The organism is Psychrobacter sp. AOP3-A1-26, assembly GCF_052378235.1.
Classification (GTDB): Bacteria; Pseudomonadota; Gammaproteobacteria; order Pseudomonadales; family Moraxellaceae; genus Psychrobacter.
In genome coordinates this window covers 15,129-31,853 of the sequence record NZ_JBQSXN010000004.1, presented here as the reverse complement: position 1 = coordinate 31,853, position 16,725 = coordinate 15,129, and the positions used below count along the sequence as shown (strand labels likewise).

General features: G+C 43.1%; 14 protein-coding genes. 5 read left to right on the top strand and 9 right to left on the bottom strand.

Annotated features, from left to right (window positions below):
- Positions 1-68: 68 nt before the first annotated feature.
- Both ACT3TU_RS01610 and ACT3TU_RS01605 read right to left on the bottom strand, forming a co-directional pair.
- Positions 69-500 (bottom strand): low molecular weight protein-tyrosine-phosphatase, encoded by a 432-nt coding sequence (locus tag ACT3TU_RS01610; protein WP_444783964.1) that lies wholly within the window; start codon positions 498-500, stop codon positions 69-71.
- Between the two features lie 26 nt (positions 501-526).
- Positions 527-1,633: a polysaccharide biosynthesis/export family protein gene (locus ACT3TU_RS01605; protein ID WP_444783963.1), complete on the bottom strand. Its 1,107-nt coding sequence runs from the start codon at positions 1,631-1,633 to the stop codon at positions 527-529.
- Between the two features lie 381 nt (positions 1,634-2,014).
- Between ACT3TU_RS01605 and rluB the strand changes: the two genes are divergently transcribed.
- Complete coding sequence (gene rluB / locus ACT3TU_RS01600; RefSeq protein ID WP_192524888.1) at positions 2,015-2,974, top strand: 23S rRNA pseudouridine(2605) synthase RluB; 960 nt, start codon at positions 2,015-2,017, stop codon at positions 2,972-2,974.
- 634 nt (positions 2,975-3,608) lie between these two features.
- On the opposite strand, the gene ACT3TU_RS01595 is transcribed toward rluB, so the two are convergent.
- The 3 genes from ACT3TU_RS01595 to ACT3TU_RS01585 form a co-directional block, all read right to left on the bottom strand.
- Positions 3,609-4,175 carry a hypothetical protein gene (locus ACT3TU_RS01595; protein ID WP_444783962.1) on the bottom strand — a complete coding sequence of 189 codons (567 nt, stop codon included), beginning with the start codon at positions 4,173-4,175 and terminating at the stop codon, positions 3,609-3,611.
- A 226-nt stretch (positions 4,176-4,401) separates the two neighbouring features.
- Positions 4,402-5,055, bottom strand: coding sequence for a hypothetical protein (locus ACT3TU_RS01590; RefSeq protein ID WP_192529179.1), 654 nt, complete (start codon positions 5,053-5,055; stop codon positions 4,402-4,404).
- Positions 5,056-5,485: 430 nt separating this feature from the next.
- On the bottom strand, positions 5,486-6,295 hold the full coding sequence (locus ACT3TU_RS01585; RefSeq protein ID WP_444783961.1) for a hypothetical protein: 810 nt from the start codon (positions 6,293-6,295) through the stop codon (positions 5,486-5,488).
- Positions 6,296-6,431: 136 nt separating this feature from the next.
- Between ACT3TU_RS01585 and ACT3TU_RS01580 the strand changes: the two genes are divergently transcribed.
- Entirely contained in the window at positions 6,432-7,034 is a 603-nt protein-coding gene (locus ACT3TU_RS01580) for a LysE/ArgO family amino acid transporter (protein ID WP_444783960.1), read from the top strand.
- A gap of 322 nt (positions 7,035-7,356) precedes the next feature.
- Here ACT3TU_RS01580 and ACT3TU_RS01575 read toward each other — a convergent pair whose 3' ends face one another.
- The 4 genes from ACT3TU_RS01575 to ACT3TU_RS01560 form a co-directional block, all read right to left on the bottom strand.
- Positions 7,357-8,739, bottom strand: coding sequence for an NAD(P)-binding domain-containing protein (locus ACT3TU_RS01575; RefSeq protein WP_444783959.1), 1,383 nt, complete (start codon positions 8,737-8,739; stop codon positions 7,357-7,359).
- A 449-nt stretch (positions 8,740-9,188) separates the two neighbouring features.
- A complete protein-coding gene (locus tag ACT3TU_RS01570; RefSeq protein WP_192523813.1) occupies positions 9,189-9,830 on the bottom strand; it encodes a MarC family protein in 642 nt (213 codons plus the stop codon).
- A gap of 239 nt (positions 9,831-10,069) precedes the next feature.
- Complete coding sequence (nadC, locus tag ACT3TU_RS01565; protein ID WP_444783958.1) at positions 10,070-10,930, bottom strand: carboxylating nicotinate-nucleotide diphosphorylase; 861 nt, start codon at positions 10,928-10,930, stop codon at positions 10,070-10,072.
- Between the two features lie 189 nt (positions 10,931-11,119).
- Positions 11,120-12,172, bottom strand: coding sequence for an NUDIX hydrolase (locus ACT3TU_RS01560; protein ID WP_444783957.1), 1,053 nt, complete (start codon positions 12,170-12,172; stop codon positions 11,120-11,122).
- 317 nt (positions 12,173-12,489) lie between these two features.
- Here ACT3TU_RS01560 and nadA point away from each other — a divergent pair, with 317 nt between their 5' ends.
- The 3 genes from nadA to ACT3TU_RS01545 all read left to right on the top strand — a co-directional run bounded on the left by nadA (position 12,490) and on the right by ACT3TU_RS01545 (position 16,714).
- Positions 12,490-13,629 (top strand): quinolinate synthase NadA, encoded by a 1,140-nt coding sequence (gene nadA, locus ACT3TU_RS01555; RefSeq protein ID WP_444783956.1) that lies wholly within the window; start codon positions 12,490-12,492, stop codon positions 13,627-13,629.
- 1 nt (position 13,630) lies between these two features.
- The gene (nadB, locus tag ACT3TU_RS01550) at positions 13,631-15,532 is read left to right on the top strand and encodes an L-aspartate oxidase (RefSeq protein ID WP_444783955.1); all 1,902 of its coding nucleotides are present in this window, start codon (positions 13,631-13,633) and stop codon (positions 15,530-15,532) included.
- Between the two features lie 261 nt (positions 15,533-15,793).
- A complete protein-coding gene (locus tag ACT3TU_RS01545) occupies positions 15,794-16,714 on the top strand; it encodes a phosphatidate cytidylyltransferase (RefSeq protein WP_444783954.1) in 921 nt (306 codons plus the stop codon).
- Positions 16,715-16,725 lie beyond the last annotated feature (11 nt).

The following is a 16,725-nucleotide window of genomic DNA, read 5'->3' as shown; positions in this document are numbered from 1 at the left end:
TGTTTAATATTAGGTGTTGTTTAATATCGGATGCTTTTCAATACTAGATGCTGTTTAATATCAGGTGCTTAGCTGATTTTATCAGCCCACTGCTCAAGCCCATCAACGATATCTTGATACGCCGTTTCAAACGCGCTTATGTCATGCTTATAAGGGTCAGCAATATCTTTATCGATCCAGTGACCAAGCTTAAAGGTTTTGCCACGACAAAATGGCCAGCGCTCTTCGATCCATTTGGTCTGGCCATCTGACATGGTAAAGATGAGGTCTGCTTTTTTTGCCAAATTTTCATCAATTTGCTTGGCAACATGACTATTAATATCAATCTGCTGCTGTGACATAATCTCTAGCGCCGCTGGGTCTGCAGGGTGACCGACTAAAGCGCCAACTCCTGCAGAATCAATGGCTTTATTAGGAAAACGCTGCTTTAACAGCGCTTCAGCCATTGGACTACGGCAGATATTGCCCACACAAACCACTAAAATACTATCAAATGCCATAACGATTAATACCTACTGTTTATTACCTATAAGCTTGAGAGCGATCTGATGGCTGATGTAGACGGTAGAATAGAGCTGATGACACGATTCCAACGTGTTAAGCCAGTTGGATCGACATACACAATATCGTTAGCGTGCATCTCAAAGCGGTTGGCAAGGGCAAAGCTAGTAATGGTCTGCATGTCGACATAGTAAATATCGGTCGCTGCTGTATTCACATTGTCACGCACTACATAAATTTTGGCCGCGTTGGCAGTAGCGGCATTAAGACCTTTAGACTCGCCCAGTACTTGTGCCAGACTGATGCCCTGCTCTAGAATAGACACTGGTTCTACCTGCCCAAACTCACCCAAAACATAAATTTTATTTTGCTCTTGGCTATTGACATGAATCGAATCGCCATCTCTTAGGTAGATTTGGTTGGCAGACGATCCCATCTCTCGCAGTGACTGTAAACCGATATTGTAGCTCTTACCCTGACGGTTCAATACAATATTATTCGAGTCACCTACCTGTGACGCCCCGCCCGCCATAGAAATCCCGCCGTATAACGAGACAGGTACATCAGCAATAGCAAATTCGCCCGGCTGCTTCACTTCACCATCAATAAAGAACTTGTTGCCTCGATAGTTAACAATTTTAACCTGCGGATCTGAATATTTTAGATAACGTTGCAGTTGACTCTGCAAGTTGGCGGTAAATTGCGGTACGCTCAAGCCACTCGCTTGTATACGCCCAATTAGAGGAAACTGAACAAAACCCTGCTGATCGACTGGAAAGCCTAAGGCATAAGGGTTGGCGGTATTACTACTATTGGTCAAAGGAGGAGCGATTTCTGGATAACCGACAAGCGTGATGCCAAGGATATCGCCTTTAGAAATACGATACTCTACTTGTCCTGAGGTTTTTATCAGTTGCAGCAAATCATTACTAGGAACCACTGCCTGCTTGGGTGGTAGCGTTGCTAGACTGAGCGGCTGAATATTAAACTGCAAGCCACTTTCTGCGACAAAAGCCCCACTAGGTGGCAAATCACCCGACTGTAGACCTGAGTTGATACTTGTACATCCTGAAACCATGCTAGCAATTAGCAGACACGATATACTTAATAACTTTGATGACTGATAGTGCATGTAAAAAAAGCCCTTATAAATCATAATAATATATATCAATCATTGATAGTAAACCGAAGTGACAGCCGTAAGAAATAGCCTTACTAGGCGCAAAAAAAACGTAGTATAACACAAAGGTCAAAGTGCATACCTTACTTAACATAAGTGAGATAATTTAGTACTTTAACGGTACGCAAAAGATATTGATGTTTATATATAAATGTAGTAATTATTTATAATAAAATAGCAGTATCTTATAATAAAACAGTAATGCTATATAGTCGGTTCTAAATAAAACAGATACGTTATGATATGTATAACCAGTCTAAATAGCGTATAATAGCCCGTTCAAATTTCTACATTGAGAAATGTAAAAAACCAACCCGATTCAAGGATATTATTATGAAAGATGAAAAACTACAGAAAGCCCTCGCTCGTATGGGTCTTGGCTCACGTCGTCAGATGGAAGAAGTGATTAAAGCAGGTCGCGTATCTGTCAATAACGGCCCAGCTACCATTGGTGATCGCGTCGAACAAGGTGATGAGATTCGCGTTGATGGTCGTCAGATCAAATATACCGCCGAAAATGAAAAACGCCGCCGTGTATTGGCTTACTATAAGCCTGAAGGCGAAGTTTGCTCTGCTAAGGATCCAGAAGGTCGTCCAACCGTTTTTGAACGCCTACCAAAACTGACTCATGACCGCTGGGTAATGGTTGGTCGCTTAGATATCAACTCCACGGGTCTATTATTATTTACCAATGATGGTGAAATGGCGCATCGCTTGATGCATCCGTCTAGCGAAGTGACGCGTGAATATGCGGTACGTGTACTTGGCGAAGTCACCTCTGATATCGCGCGTACGTTGACTGCTGGTGTCATGCTAGAAGATGGTATGGCGCAGTTTGAAGACATCAAAGAAGGCGGTGGCGAAGGCGTTAACAAGTGGTATCACGTCAAGCTTAAAGAAGGCCGTAACCGCGAAGTACGTCGTTTATTCGAGTCGCAAGGCCTTAAAGTTAGCCGTCTATTACGTACGCGCTATGGGTCGATTGCGCTGCCAAAAGAGCTACGCACAGGTCGTTTCTTAGAGCTGGACAAAAAAGACATCAATACTCTGACGGATTTAGTGAGCTTGCGTCCACGTCATGGTACTGGTCTACACGGCGCTGCCAAAGAGAAACAAGAACGTATTAAAAACAAACCGTTAAAAGCACGTCGCAGTGATAGCCGTAACGATAATAACCGTAGCGATAGTCGTAATAATGATAGTAATCGTAGTAGCAGTGCGAAACCTAAGAGTAGCGCTAGCCCTGCCAGCCGTGGTACGCGTAATAGTCGTGATCGCAACGATAAGCGCTAAGTTTGCTGTAAAACCAGAATAAAGCATAAAAAAATGGCCGTTGATAAACTATCAATGGCCATTTTTTTGTTTTGGAATTAATCAGAAAGCTAAGTATCGTCGCTTCAACTTAAAAAATACAGCACACTAATACAGCTGTACTATAGGGGCTGTATAGAATTCATCTATTAGGACTGCTGATCGCTAAAATAATTCCAGACTAGGCGTAAATCGAAGGTAATGTCGAGACCTTAGCTAGATTTACAACAACGTCTGGGGCGATTTTAGCATCAGTCCGAAGGAACAGGACTATTTTTTGCCACTTCATAGCCAAAACTATCGCGCTTAGAATAACTAAACTTACTATTTTTGGCGTCGAATTGCCTAAAAAATAGTCTCTGTCAGTTCCTTAGCTGAATTCTATACAGCCCCTAGTTAAAATACTTTAAAAACGCTACGATACTGCTGGTATAATTTTTTTGTAGCCTCTGTCTGCGTAGGCACAGCAAGCAAGAAAAAACTGTACCCGCAGTACGTGATGTATCGATTTTACGTTTCACTGACTATAGTTTTACTATAATCAGCGGTGCGCATGGCGCACCCTACTACGAAATCTATCACTAGAAAGCTAGCCGCTTTTTTATGGGAACACGCGTTAGCTGTCGTGGCTCTCAATATAACTGTCCATTACTCGTAATTGTTGTAACTGCTGCGCCTCCATTTGCGCTAACAGTTTATCCAAACGTCGCTCGATATTGTTAAGTACCTTTTGTAATAACTCATTGGCCTCAGATTTTTTTCCATTCTTTGCTTCATTCACATGGTTGGCATTTATATTAATGTTGGTTAAATGGTAATAACTGGCAAGCATTTCAGGCAACCGAGTATCCAACATTTTATGCAATACAAATTGTTGTTCAGTGACTGCGGGCGTCTTACTCTGGGCTTGCAATGCTTTTTGATAGGCTTGATAGCTATTCACTTTTTCATCGATACGTTGTAATTGATGCAGCTGGTTATCTGACAGGTTTTTAAGGTGTTTTTTATTCAAATTAAGCTGTTGCCATTTTATATGCGATAACGATAACGGTGCTGTAGCGTCTTGATAAACGAGGACGCCAGGTGTAATACCCACCGCCTGATGAAAGGCGTGCCAGCCTTTTCTTCCTAGATACAAGACCGTCACTGTCGACACGACACCAACGCCTATCAAGATACTCATATCGGCTCACTTTTTATCGTTCAAACATTGCAGCATACGATTGACGGTTTGTTATTGGTATAGTTGATTGACTTTAAAACCGATACGAGTGCTACTGGAGTAAATTTTTCGTAGCCTCTGTCACGCTTGCGAACAGCAAGCAAGAAAAGTTTATAACAGTAGCACGTGGTTATTTATTTTATTACAATCGTATCGATTTTATTTAGAACTGCCTGTAGTCCGTTATTTATAACTTAACATTCTCAGTATTAGCGTCATCACCCGCTGGGTTTTTAATTACCTTAACCTCAGCCGCACTACTATTTAGTTGCTGTAGTTCAGAGTTACTGCTTGGGTTATCAAAACGCTGCTGTAAATAGCGATTGGTCGCAAGTAGCTTTTGCCCATCCTGATGATACGAGGCATTTAGCAAATCATCAAACTGGATATTAATCGTCCCCAGTACCTCTAGCAGTGCTTCTTTACCAGTGACATCAGAGTGCTTAATTTTCGTATTATCAGCAAGCGCCCCTTCCCCCACATCTAAATCATGCAAACGGCGGTAATCAGTGACCGCTTGTGGCACGTGTTTATCCATCAAGTTTTGAATCATAATATAGGTTTCGTTGACCGTATCTTTGTCATCTATCTTGCCATCGTTATTGGTATCACCATAAATGACTCGCAGCTTCTCACCTTTTTGATTAATCTGATCGAGTGCTGTTCTCACTTCTGTTGGTAAGCTTTTTTCAGGGATATAACCCAACTGCGGCATTGCTTTATATTCAAGCATTTTGGGTGCCGTGACTTTTTTGATACCACGATAACCCAGATATAACCCAGCTGCTGGTAGCACCCCATATAGAACAAACATTACGAGCATCGCCGTGATTTGGGTCATGAGACTGTCCTTATGATTTAACAGAATAGTTGGGCAAGTTTATTATTATTTTATATAGAGTCGGTGAACAGTAAAACTAGTACATCTGTATTAGCATGCTATTGGTACCTTTTATATTTAAGACTGACCATAGCTTTTACTATTAAACAAAAAAATAAGGCTATATTAAAGCCTTATATTGTTATGTATTGAGCCGATTGTGTTTAGGGCATGTCCTAATGATATAGTCGATTCCAAATAAAACAGATACGTTATATTCCAACGCGGAACTGGTATAAATTTTTCTGGCTTGCTGTGCCTACGCCGACAGAAGCCTCGTAAAATCCATCCCATTCCCGCTGTATCGTTTTAATATTGAGTTCACTAGACTAGGGCGTGTCCTCAATCTAAACGATAATACCTAAATGGGCTAAAAATGGCTAAATAAAAGCTAGCTTTGAGTGCGGCTTTTGACATAACGGTGGGTCGAGGCCAGACGGTTCATCACGGTTTGATGCAGCTCATCTAATAGCTCATCAAGCTCATAATCAATCTCTAGAAATAAATCAGTGAGCATATCGCCTGCGGTCATCTTCCCTTGCATCATGTTGTTTTTGGTACGGTGCGGGCTAAAGCGTTGCAGCTGCTCATAATGGTGTAGCGCTTCAGGAATACTTTCGGATACCAGCTTATCAATGACGAATTGCCGCTCATTATGTTGCTGCTGCTGTTGCTCATTGAGCTCACTACTCCATTCACGGTAGCGTTTTAGCTTACCATTGATTCGATCTAATATGGCGACAGCCTCAATAGGCATGGCGTTTAGGGTGGCCTCATCGACCACATCAACAAGCTCAGTCATAATCGGACAGCGTCCATGTTTGAGATACCATAACGTATCTGGGTCAAAAGGTGGTCTATTGGTCGGGCGCATCTGAGCACGATTGGACAAATAACGATCGGTCAGAGGCGTCGGCGAGCCGATGTCATTAACTTGCGCTAGTGCATCACAAATACGATCAGCACGCTCAGGCGGGCTCAGCACAGAACGTTGCCTGCTGGTTTGGCTGCTTTCTTGATTGTTCTCTTTATGATTTTCTCTATTGCTTTGTTCATTGACACTGACATTATTGACGTCACTATCTTCAACACCTGCATCATAATCAGCAGACATTTTCTGTGCATTTTTAGCCGCTTGCGTAGGCAGGTCATCTTGAGCTTGCCCAAATGACTTTAGCATTCTCGTCAAACTTACGACCATGACCTACCCCGCCCCGTGCACGCTTATTGCGCTCGTATTGCATAGATTTATTCAATAGCGTATCTTAACAGCTTTTTACGACACTGCCAGTAAACAAAGTGTCAAAACACCTACTCTGCCACCTATTAAGCATACTATGAACGCTGCTGATTATTTTTCTGGTTTCTTGCTCGGGCTATCGCTCATCATCGCCATTGGCTCACAAAACGCCTTTGTACTCAAACAAGGGCTTAAACGCGAGCACATATTTTTTGTTTGCTTGTTTTGTGCAGTCAGTGACGCGTTTTTAATCTCTGCGGGCGTGGGTGGTTTTGGTGCGGTAACGGCACGCTATCCGCAAGTTGTCAGCATCGCAAAATTCGCTGGCGTTATATTCTTATTAGGTTATGGGTTGCAAAGCCTATATGCCAGTGTGCGCGTATCTCATGCACTTACCGTTGATGGACAGGTCGTGACCAGCTTAAAAAAAGCATTACTCTTATGCTTTGGTTTTACCTGGCTAAACCCACACGTCTACCTAGATACATTGGTCCTCGTTGGCATGGTTTCAACCGGTGCTAGCAGTAAACTGACATTTGCCGTTGGTGCGGTCAATGCGTCGTTCTTTTTCTTTTTTGCCTTGGGTTATGGAGCACGATTGCTCAGGCCATTATTTGCCAAGCCAAAAGCATGGAACATCCTCGATGCGCTCGTTGGCGTCCTAATGTTATATTTGGCTTGGCACCTTTACCAAAGTTAACCAGTTAATCAAAGCTAAAATGGCTATCAAATTTAATCTATAATCGATTTAATTCTTAGATTAAAAAAAGTACAGTGAATCCATTATATAGTGGGTTCACTTTAAAGCCGATACGAGTGCTACTGTTATAAATTTTTTGCAGCCTCTGTCACGCTTGCGAACAGCAAGCAAGAAAAATTTATAACAGTAGCACGTAGCTAACAATGTATCGATTTTATTTAAAACTACCTAGATAAAAACCAGAGAACCGAAAAAACACAGGCATAAAAAAACCAAACACGCTTAAACGTATTTGGTTCTTAATACCTCTCACTTTTATAGCCTATGACGCTTTTTTACGTTTTTTAGGCTGCACAAAAGCTAGATTTAAAAAGTGCTCAAGCGAATCATCAAGAACGTCTAACCATGGCTCTGGCAGTTCGGGCGCTACGGTTCCTGTTAAGGTCGAACGATAGGCCTTTTCCCTAAAGGTCATGATATTTTCGGCTTTATCTTTTTGCCATTCTTTTAGGATTTCACCCTGCTCTTCAACCGCAAATTCTGGATAATCGGTGGCACTGGTCAAATCACGAATATAAGCTGCCTGAAAATCGATTGAATCACTGACCGTGACGCACTTAGCATAAGTTGCTAACCATTTTTGCTCATCCGCTTCACGCGCTGCCAAATCTGGCAACTCGATATCACCCATGATGACATCCCGCGCATACCATGCTTGCGTATCGAACATATTAAAGGTGAAGTATTGATCTTGCATCCCTAAATAAATCAGCTTTGGATTTGGCTGCCAAAAGATGCCTTTGTACAAGTTGGCTGGATATAAGCAGTTGTGGGTTTGCAAACGTAGCTCATCTGGCATAAACGGGAAATGGAATAAATAACCCGTACACATGATGATCGCATCAAATTTTCGGCTAGTGCCATCGGCAAAGTGCGCCACATCGTCTTCAAAATGCGTCACTAACGGCACTTCTTTTATCCCTTCGGGCCACTCATAACCAAGCGCCTTACTACGATAGCTGATGGTCACAGATTTGGTACCATATTTATAGCACTGGGTGCCAATATCTTCGGCAGAATAGCTACTACCGACCAGTAGTATATCTTCGTCTTTAAACTCTAGCGCATCACGGAAATCATGGGCGTGTAGGATACGTCCTGGGAACGTTTCTAACCCTTCAAAATATGGCATATTTGGGGTAGAGAAATGACCGGTCGCCACCACTACATAATCAAATTCTTCAACTTCTTGCTCACCCGTTTTATGGTTCATGACCGTCACGGTGAATTTTTGCGTGTCGTCATCGAATGCCACCCAACGTACAGGGCACTCAAAGCGAATATATTTTTGGATATCTTGCTTGTCGATACGACCCATGATGTAGTCTTTTAGGACTTCACGTGGGGGATATGATGGGATAGCTTCACCAAAATGTTCATCGAACGAATAATCAGCAAACTCTAAGCATTCTTTGGGACCATTCGACCATAAATAGCGATACATACTGCCGTGAACGGGTTCACCGTTTCTATCTAAACCAGTACGCCAGCTATAATTCCACATACCACCGATGGCATTTTGCTTCTCATAACAAATTATTTCAGGTAAGTCTTTTACCCCGGCTAATCGAGCCGCTTCAAAGGCACGTAACTGTGCCAAACCACTTGGACCTGCACCTAAAATAGCAATTCTTTTCTTACTCAAGACTAACTCCTATAATATTGATGTTTCACAAGTATAACATAATTTCATGGATGATGTTTTTATGGTAGACTTTTGTTCATTAGTAGCATTTATTAAAGCCATGATTTACCTATAAAAAGTCATTATTAAGTTACTTTTGGAGGTGGCGCTATTTAAGTTTTCCAATGGTTTTTAATTGGCATTTATTGATAATATAGTCAGTGAAAAGTAAAATCGATACATCACGTACTGCAGGTACCGTTTTTTCTAGTTTGCTGTGCCTAAGCAGACAGAGGCTACAAAAAAACTATACCAGCAGTATCGTAGCGTTTTTAAAGTATTTTAATTATAGTTGAAGTGTTTTTAGGGGCTGTATTTTTTACAGCCTCAAATTTAGAAAGGTGTTTTGAAAGAAGGCATGATAAGCAAAAAGCGCTAAGTAGGAGGAAGTGCAAAATTAAAAGTAAGTTTTACATCAAATCAGGGAACAACGTACGCAAGCCATTGACGATAATTTCGATAGAAACCGCCGCTAATAACATACCCATAATTCGGCTCATGATGTTTAGACCTGTATCGCCCAATAGACGGCTGATACGCCCTGCCGCCATCAACGCCAGATAACAAAATAAACTGATGAACAAACCAGCTATCAATATGGCAGATATTTGTAAAATACCTGAGACTTGTGAAGAATAAATAATCACGGTGGAGATACCGCCAGGTCCAATCATCATCGGAATAGCAATCGGTACAACCGCTGCTGCCATGGTTGGTGGCGCATCATGTAAGTGATCAACATCGAAATTCTCTTGATCAGGCTTAACTGGGTTACCATCGCCATTCATCATATTAAGGGCGATTAAGAATACCAAAATACCACCTGCCAACTGAAACGAGCCGATTGAGATACCCAAGGCCTTTAGTAGTGTCTCGCCTGCTAGCGTAAAAAAACTGATGGTGATAAAAATCGTCAGACAAGCAACGCGTGCGACTTTACGGCGATTATGCATCGAATAACCGCGTGTCGAATCCAAAAATAACGTCAAGGCGCCAAAAGGATTAATCAATACCAAAAAGGCTAAAATTATTTTGATGATTTCAGTATTCACTGAGCGCTCGCTTGTTTATTGGTTAAATCGGGCAAAAAGATAAGGCCATCGTGCGAGTGCAACGATGACCTAATAATCGGTAACAGCGGCATTGTAGCATAGGCAGATAAGCCAATTAAATCATTAACTTCGCTTAATTTTTCTATCTGACCAAATCAATCAGCTTTCAATACAAGTTCGCCCTTTTCATAGCCAGTTAACAGCAGCGTTAATCATCAAATCAAGCAGTAACATTAACATTAGGCGCTAAAATCAAGGCCAATATCCAATGCAGTGGTACTCTGCGTTAAATAGCCCATCGCAATAAAATCAACACCAGTTTTTGCCACTGCTTGTACCGTTTCGGGTGTGATACCGCCTGATGCTTCGGTTTTAGCGCGACCTTTACACATGACGACAGCCTGCGCTAATATTTCAGGTGCCATATTGTCTAATAGCACCAAGCTCACGCCAGTATCGAGTGCTTGTTCTAATTGCTCTAAAGTATCGACTTCGACTTCAATCGGAATCAGATGCCCAGCAAAGTCTTGTGCCTGCTTAATGGCTGTTTTGATGTCACCAGCGATGGCAATATGATTGTCTTTAATTAAGATCGCATCATCCAATCCTAAGCGATGATTGCGTCCGCCGCCGCAACGTACGGCGTATTTTTGGACGATACGTAAACCTGGGATGGTTTTACGGGTACAGGTGATTTGCGCCGGATACTCTGCAACGCTATCGGCAATTTTTTTGGTGTCGGTCGCAATACCACTGAGATGGGTCATAAAGTTAAGCGCCGTACGCTCTGCTGTCAGCAAGTTTCGCGCATTGCCGCGGACAATCGCCAATACTGCGCCAGCTTCGACTGTTTCACCATCATTAACTTGCGCCATAAACTCAGTTTGCCCATCAATCAAGGCAAAAGATAAGCGCGCTAAATCCATACCGCATATCACCCCTGCTTGGCGCGCCTTAATCTGTAATTGCGCCTGCATATCGGCTGGGATGGTGGCTTGGGAGGTGACATCACCGCGTCGGCCCAAATCTTCTGTTAATGCGGCCTCTACTAACGGCTTAAGTAATACTTCCGCCAATGCTGGCTCTTGTTTAACGGTCATTTTCGTCCCTTATCTTTGGGTGATGTTAGGTTAAATCTGCGGCTATTGAGATAAATAACGCTTATTTAAACTCAAAATGAGCATAAATATAGCGCAAAGTTTATAGGCTCGCAAGAAAATCTCATAAATTAAAATTTTCAATAAATTTACAGGGCTTGATAATGATAGAGGCTGATAGCGATTGGTCGGCTATTTACGTTTAGGCAACTTACTGTCCATCAGTAAGCTTTGTAACTCAATATCATGGCGGAAGCGATAGAGTTTGGCAGGGCGACCACGCTGGGCATTACTACTCTGCCCCGTTTCCATCACAAGGTTTTGTGAATCAAGCAATCGGCGGAAATTTTGCTTATGCAAGCGCACGCCTGATAGCGCCTCTACACTTTGTTGCAACTGCGATAAAGTAAATACATCTGGCATCAAACCAAAGATAAGCGGTCGATACTCAATTTTAGCGCGTAATCTTGAGATAGCAGTGGCAATCACCCGGCGATGGTCATAATACATGGGCATACCAATCAACTGCGACCAATCTGTAGATAGTTTCGACTGCTCATTGGACGGATAAGTGGGCGGATAAGTAGGCGCTTCAGGAACTAACCCCGCTTCATATAACATCTCATAACGTAATAGCACGTGCTCAGCAACCCATTCTCTACTTTCATAAGCCTTATCATCATACAACTCATTATCCGTATTTTTACCTGTCGGGGCTTTACCCGTTAATATTTCCTCACTTAATCCCCAACACAAACCAATACGCTGACGACGACGGCGCTGGATAATGGAATCACTGGCGCTACCTGCCCAGCCCAATAATGCTGGCACAATATGTTCCATAATTATATCGGGCATACCATTTAAGTGATTTTCCCATGGAAAATAATCGTACCAATCACGCCATAATGCTTGGCTTGGTAGCTGCTTTACTTGTGTTTCTTGCACCAATCCTAAGTAGCTGACATAAACCAGCGCATGACCGTCCACATTTCTTCTGTTGGTATCAACAAAGGTATAAAGCTGCTCCAAATAACCCAGCGGCTGCTGTGTTTGCTCCTCAACCCATTGACGCACGCCAGCTTGCAACGAGCGATGCAATGGCATCAATGGACCATTTGGCAACAGTTTACCTTGATCAACGGTTAAAACGCGCGCGGTGTGCTCAGTAATGGCCACAAGCACTGCGACAACTTCGGTCGTGCCGCTGCCTTGTTGATGGGCGTGTGAGTAAGACAACGTCATAGCTTTGAAGGTTTCCTATATATCTAAATATGCAATGAAGAAATTGGAAGTGCGCTCTCTATAATAAACATACTTATATCAAGGCTGCTTAATGCTGCTTATAGCAACGCTTAGTATAGCGTGAAACTAAAACTATCATAGCTATAGTCAGTCCTAAATAAAATAAGGTCAAATATTATAAAAACAATGCTTAATAAAAAACACTTGTATTTATGCTCAAAATGAGCATAATTAAAACAGCTTATTTATCTACTTGTTTTAACTCACTCACTTTTAGCGGCATATAATTTGTCGTTTTGCCTCAAAGGTTTGCAATTATGAAAACTTATCCATACGACGCGCCCATCATGAGCAATGACAATCGCATTGCCACTCAAATGAACATCGAATATGCCAAAGCAAAAATACCCGCAGATTTGCCGCGTAGTGAGCGCCTGAAAGTTGAAGAAAATATTAAGCAGTTATTAAAACAACATAACGCAGTATTAGTCGCCCATTATTATGTCGACCCTTTTATTCAAGATTTAGCCTTAGCCACAGGTGGCTGCGTCGGTGATTCGCTGGAGATGGCACGCTTTGGTCAAGCGCATAGTGCGCAGACGCTAATAGTTGCTGGCGTACGCTTTATGGGTGAATCAGCCAAAATCTTAAGCATGGAAAAAACCATACTGATGCCAGACTTAGAAGCGGAATGCTCGCTTGATTTGGGCTGCCCTGCGGATGAATTCTCTGCCTTTTGTGATGCTCATCCTGAGCGTACGGTGGTGGTTTATGCCAATACCAGCGCGGCAGTAAAAGCACGGGCGGACTGGGTGGTTACCTCATCAGTGGGTATCGATATCGTTCGTCATTTGCATGCCCAAGGCGAGCCTATCATTTGGGGTCCTGACCGGCACTTGGGTAAATATATTGCGCGTGAGACTGGGGCAGATATGCTGCTTTGGCAAGGCTCGTGTATGGTGCATAATGAATTTAAAGCAACTGAGCTTGAACAACTAAAAGCTGAGAACCCAACAGCAAAAGTCTTGGTGCATCCAGAATCACCCGATAGCGTCGTAGCACTGGCTGATGTGGTGGGCTCGACCAGTAAGCTATTACAATCAACCTATGAAATGGATGCCGATACCTTTATTGTCGCCACCGATTTGGGCATCTTACACGAGATGCAAAAGCGCTCGCCAAGTAAGCGCTTTTTGGCCGCACCTACCGCTGGTGAAAGTGCCAGCTGCAAGAGCTGTGCATTTTGCCCATGGATGGCGATGAATGGTTTGCAGGGTATCGAGCAATGCTTAACGCAGCGAAGCGGTGAAATCCTCATGACACCTGAGTTGGCAGCGGCAGCTAGAAAACCATTACAACGCATGCTTGATTTTGCTGAATCACAAAAACAGCGTGTGGCAGCGAGCGGAGATATGGTTAAAGACCGTGCGCTGTTTGCTAATGTCGGGGCGGCATAATATGAGCGCAATATGGGTAAATGGTAAAGCCAGTTCCAACGCACCTTATAAATCTAACGAGGTTATACAAACGGACGTACTGATCATTGGCGCAGGTCTGGCTGGTTTAAGTACCGCTCTCGCCTTGCCAACGACGCTAAATATTACCGTACTAAGTAAAGATGCACTTGAAGTTTGCTCAAGTCATTATGCCCAAGGTGGTATCGCGGCAAGTTTGCATGAAAACGACTCAGTAGTTGATCATGTGGCCGATACTTTGGTTGCTGGCGCAGGATTATGTGAAGCAAATAATACGGCAAGCATCCTTAGTGCAGGGCAGCAAGCGGTGCAATGGCTGTGCGAACAAGGCGTGCCCTTTACTCAGGTTCCGCAAGAGGATAGTGAGCAAAACCACAGCGCAAAACCTTTAACTGAGCTACAAACTAACGACTTACATTTAACCAAAGAAGGCGGTCATGGCTGTAGACGCGTTGCCCACGCTGATGATGCCACCGGTCGTCACGTGATGGAAGCCTTAACTTTAAAAGCACAAGCGGCATCCAATATCGCACTATTACCCTATCATGAAGCACTGAGCCTTTTAAAAAATAATGATAAACAATGCCAAGGTGCGCAAGTATTTGATCATAATATCCAACAGCAACTGACTTTCCATAGTCACGCAGTCGTCTTAGCCAGTGGCGGTTTGGGGCAGTTATTTCAACGTGCCAGCGCGCCCAATGTTTGTGTCGGTGATGGCGTTATGATGGCATGGCAAGCTGGTTGCCGTTTGGCAAATTTAGAATTTATCCAGTTTCATCCAACCGGTTTAGCATTGGGTGACAGTAGCTTTTTGATATCTGAAGCCCTGCGCGGTGAAGGTGGTCGATTATATTGCCCAAAAACTGGCAAACGCTTTATGCTGGATATTGATGCGCGGGCTGAACTTGCACCACGCGATATCGTTGCTCGTGCCATTGCCGAACAAATCAACGATAATGGGCTTGGCTACGTCAATCTTGATGTCAGTCATTTGCCTGCAGAATTTTTACAGCAACATTTTCCGCAAATTTATCAGACGCTATTAAACCTCGGCATCGATATCACTACCGATTCTATTCCGGTTGCGCCCACTGCGCATTATAGTTGCGGCGGTGTGGTCACTGATGCCAATGGTGTAACCGATGTGGCAGGGCTTTATGCAGCTGGCGAAGTTGCTTATACGGGCTTACACGGTGCCAATCGCTTGGCAAGTAATTCGTTGTTAGAGTGCGTGGTGGTTGGGCGTAATATCGCCGCTGAGTTACCTCGCTATTTAACCGTAATGGAAAAATTAGCGACTGCTTCCTATGATAAGAATGCAAAGAAGCCAGCTATTGATATATGGACACCGCCCATACTAAAAGAAACACAACCCGTTACATTATCTGCCGCCACTCTGCTGCCACTCGACACTTATCAGCATAACGAACTAAAGAATGGATTAAACAGTGATAGTGAGCTGACTGACATAACCGCCCAGCTCAAAGCATTAATGACCAATAACATGGGTATCAGTCGCAGTGCTGAGCAGTTAGAGCAAGCGCTGATAAAAATCGAGCAATGGCAACAACAGATAACCAACTATAAAGCCAATCATGGCAATATAAATAATGCGGACAGTTTTACTAGCTCGAATCAGTTAGCCAGTTTTCAGTTAGCACGGCAACTACAATTGGCGACTTTAATTGTTCAGTCTGCTTATCAACGCCTTGAAAGTCGCGGTGGGCATTATCGCAAGGATTATCCAAATTCAGCGGCCGCGCCTAAGCCCAGCATCATTGAGCCATTATCAAATGGGCAAGAAGGTAGCATTACTTGTTTGCTTCAGCCTATAATCAAGCACACAGAGGCTAGAGCAGAAAAAGCAGTTGCTTATATCTAATACCAAACCCAAAAAGTACGATTAGCCGTGTCAAACTCGTTTAGTCTACAGTGCGTAGCACTTGCACTCGTTTTCCTTGCTACTCTAATTTTTGTGAATGGTATAATAGCGATGTAGGATTATTGTTCTAGGGCGTGTCCTCATTTTGAAAATGGTTATAAAAATGAGATAAATTGCTGTCAAACAAGGAAAATTGAGGACATGCCCTAGCCATTTCAAACACGGTTCATTACCGTTTCTACCTTTAAAAGTGCTGAATATATGGCTACTGATACACTATTTGTTATTGGTCTTATGATAGTAGTCAGTTTGACGTGGGGCACGCTGGCGATACCGCATTTTCGCAAGCGCCTGCCAAAGATTTATCTGATTGCCCGCTCTTGGTGGCTGATGTTAGCCGCGCTCTGCGTCTGTTATATGATTGCTAAAATAACCAATAACACCCAATACGTTCAACTTCAGCCGCAAAATCCCACCCAAACCCAGTCATTATCGCACCCTTATCAATGGCTACTTATCACGTTTTTTATATTAATCGGTCTGCGCGGTAGCTATGAGATCAAACGTTTATGGTGTATAGATAACAAATCACGGTTTATTCGCAAACTGCAAGCGCGCGGCTTGCAACCAAAAGCGATAGCTGATGAGAAAAATTTACAGTCAACCCACTCTTACGCTCGTCTAAATTTATTAGACCTGCTTTTTAGTGGTATCTTTATTTTATTAATAATTAGCCTTGTTACATTACAACAATTAACCTGGCAGCGTGAGCAATACGGCGTTTTATTGTTCGTGTTATTTGCTAGCCAATTTAACGATATTGCGCAGTATTTATGTGGGCGATTGCTCGGACGCAAATTATTTAAGCGCGGTCTTGCGCCGAATATTAGCCCAAACAAAAGCATCGAAGGTGCTATTTTTGGTAGCTTTTTCGCTGCCCTATTGGCGTCGTTACTTGGTATTTGGCTAACCCCATTTGATTGGTGGCTAGGTTTATTGGCAGCCTATGGTTTGGCGGTCAGCGGTATCGCTGGCGATTTGTTAGAATCCGCTTTTAAACGCCAGCACGGGGTAAAAGATACAGGAACTTTACTTGCTGGGCATGGTGGCGTATTGGATAGAGTAGATAGTTTGCTGATTGGCGTGCCGCTGTTTACCTTATTGTATTGGCTACTTGGTTAAAGGTAATGCCG

Coding starts and splice junctions, on each gene's coding strand:
- ACT3TU_RS01610 (WP_444783964.1), bottom strand. CDS start 500: ATGGCATTTGATAGTATTTTAGTGGTTTGTGTGGGCAATATCTGCCGT.
- ACT3TU_RS01605 (WP_444783963.1), bottom strand. CDS start 1,633: ATGCACTATCAGTCATCAAAGTTATTAAGTATATCGTGTCTGCTAATT.
- rluB (WP_192524888.1), top strand. CDS start 2,015: ATGAAAGATGAAAAACTACAGAAAGCCCTCGCTCGTATGGGTCTTGGC.
- ACT3TU_RS01595 (WP_444783962.1), bottom strand. CDS start 4,175: ATGAGTATCTTGATAGGCGTTGGTGTCGTGTCGACAGTGACGGTCTTG.
- ACT3TU_RS01590 (WP_192529179.1), bottom strand. CDS start 5,055: ATGACCCAAATCACGGCGATGCTCGTAATGTTTGTTCTATATGGGGTG.
- ACT3TU_RS01585 (WP_444783961.1), bottom strand. CDS start 6,295: ATGGTCGTAAGTTTGACGAGAATGCTAAAGTCATTTGGGCAAGCTCAA.
- ACT3TU_RS01580 (WP_444783960.1), top strand. CDS start 6,432: ATGAACGCTGCTGATTATTTTTCTGGTTTCTTGCTCGGGCTATCGCTC.
- nadC (WP_444783958.1), bottom strand. CDS start 10,930: ATGACCGTTAAACAAGAGCCAGCATTGGCGGAAGTATTACTTAAGCCG.
- ACT3TU_RS01560 (WP_444783957.1), bottom strand. CDS start 12,172: ATGACGTTGTCTTACTCACACGCCCATCAACAAGGCAGCGGCACGACC.
- nadA (WP_444783956.1), top strand. CDS start 12,490: ATGAAAACTTATCCATACGACGCGCCCATCATGAGCAATGACAATCGC.
- nadB (WP_444783955.1), top strand. CDS start 13,631: ATGAGCGCAATATGGGTAAATGGTAAAGCCAGTTCCAACGCACCTTAT.
- ACT3TU_RS01545 (WP_444783954.1), top strand. CDS start 15,794: ATGGCTACTGATACACTATTTGTTATTGGTCTTATGATAGTAGTCAGT.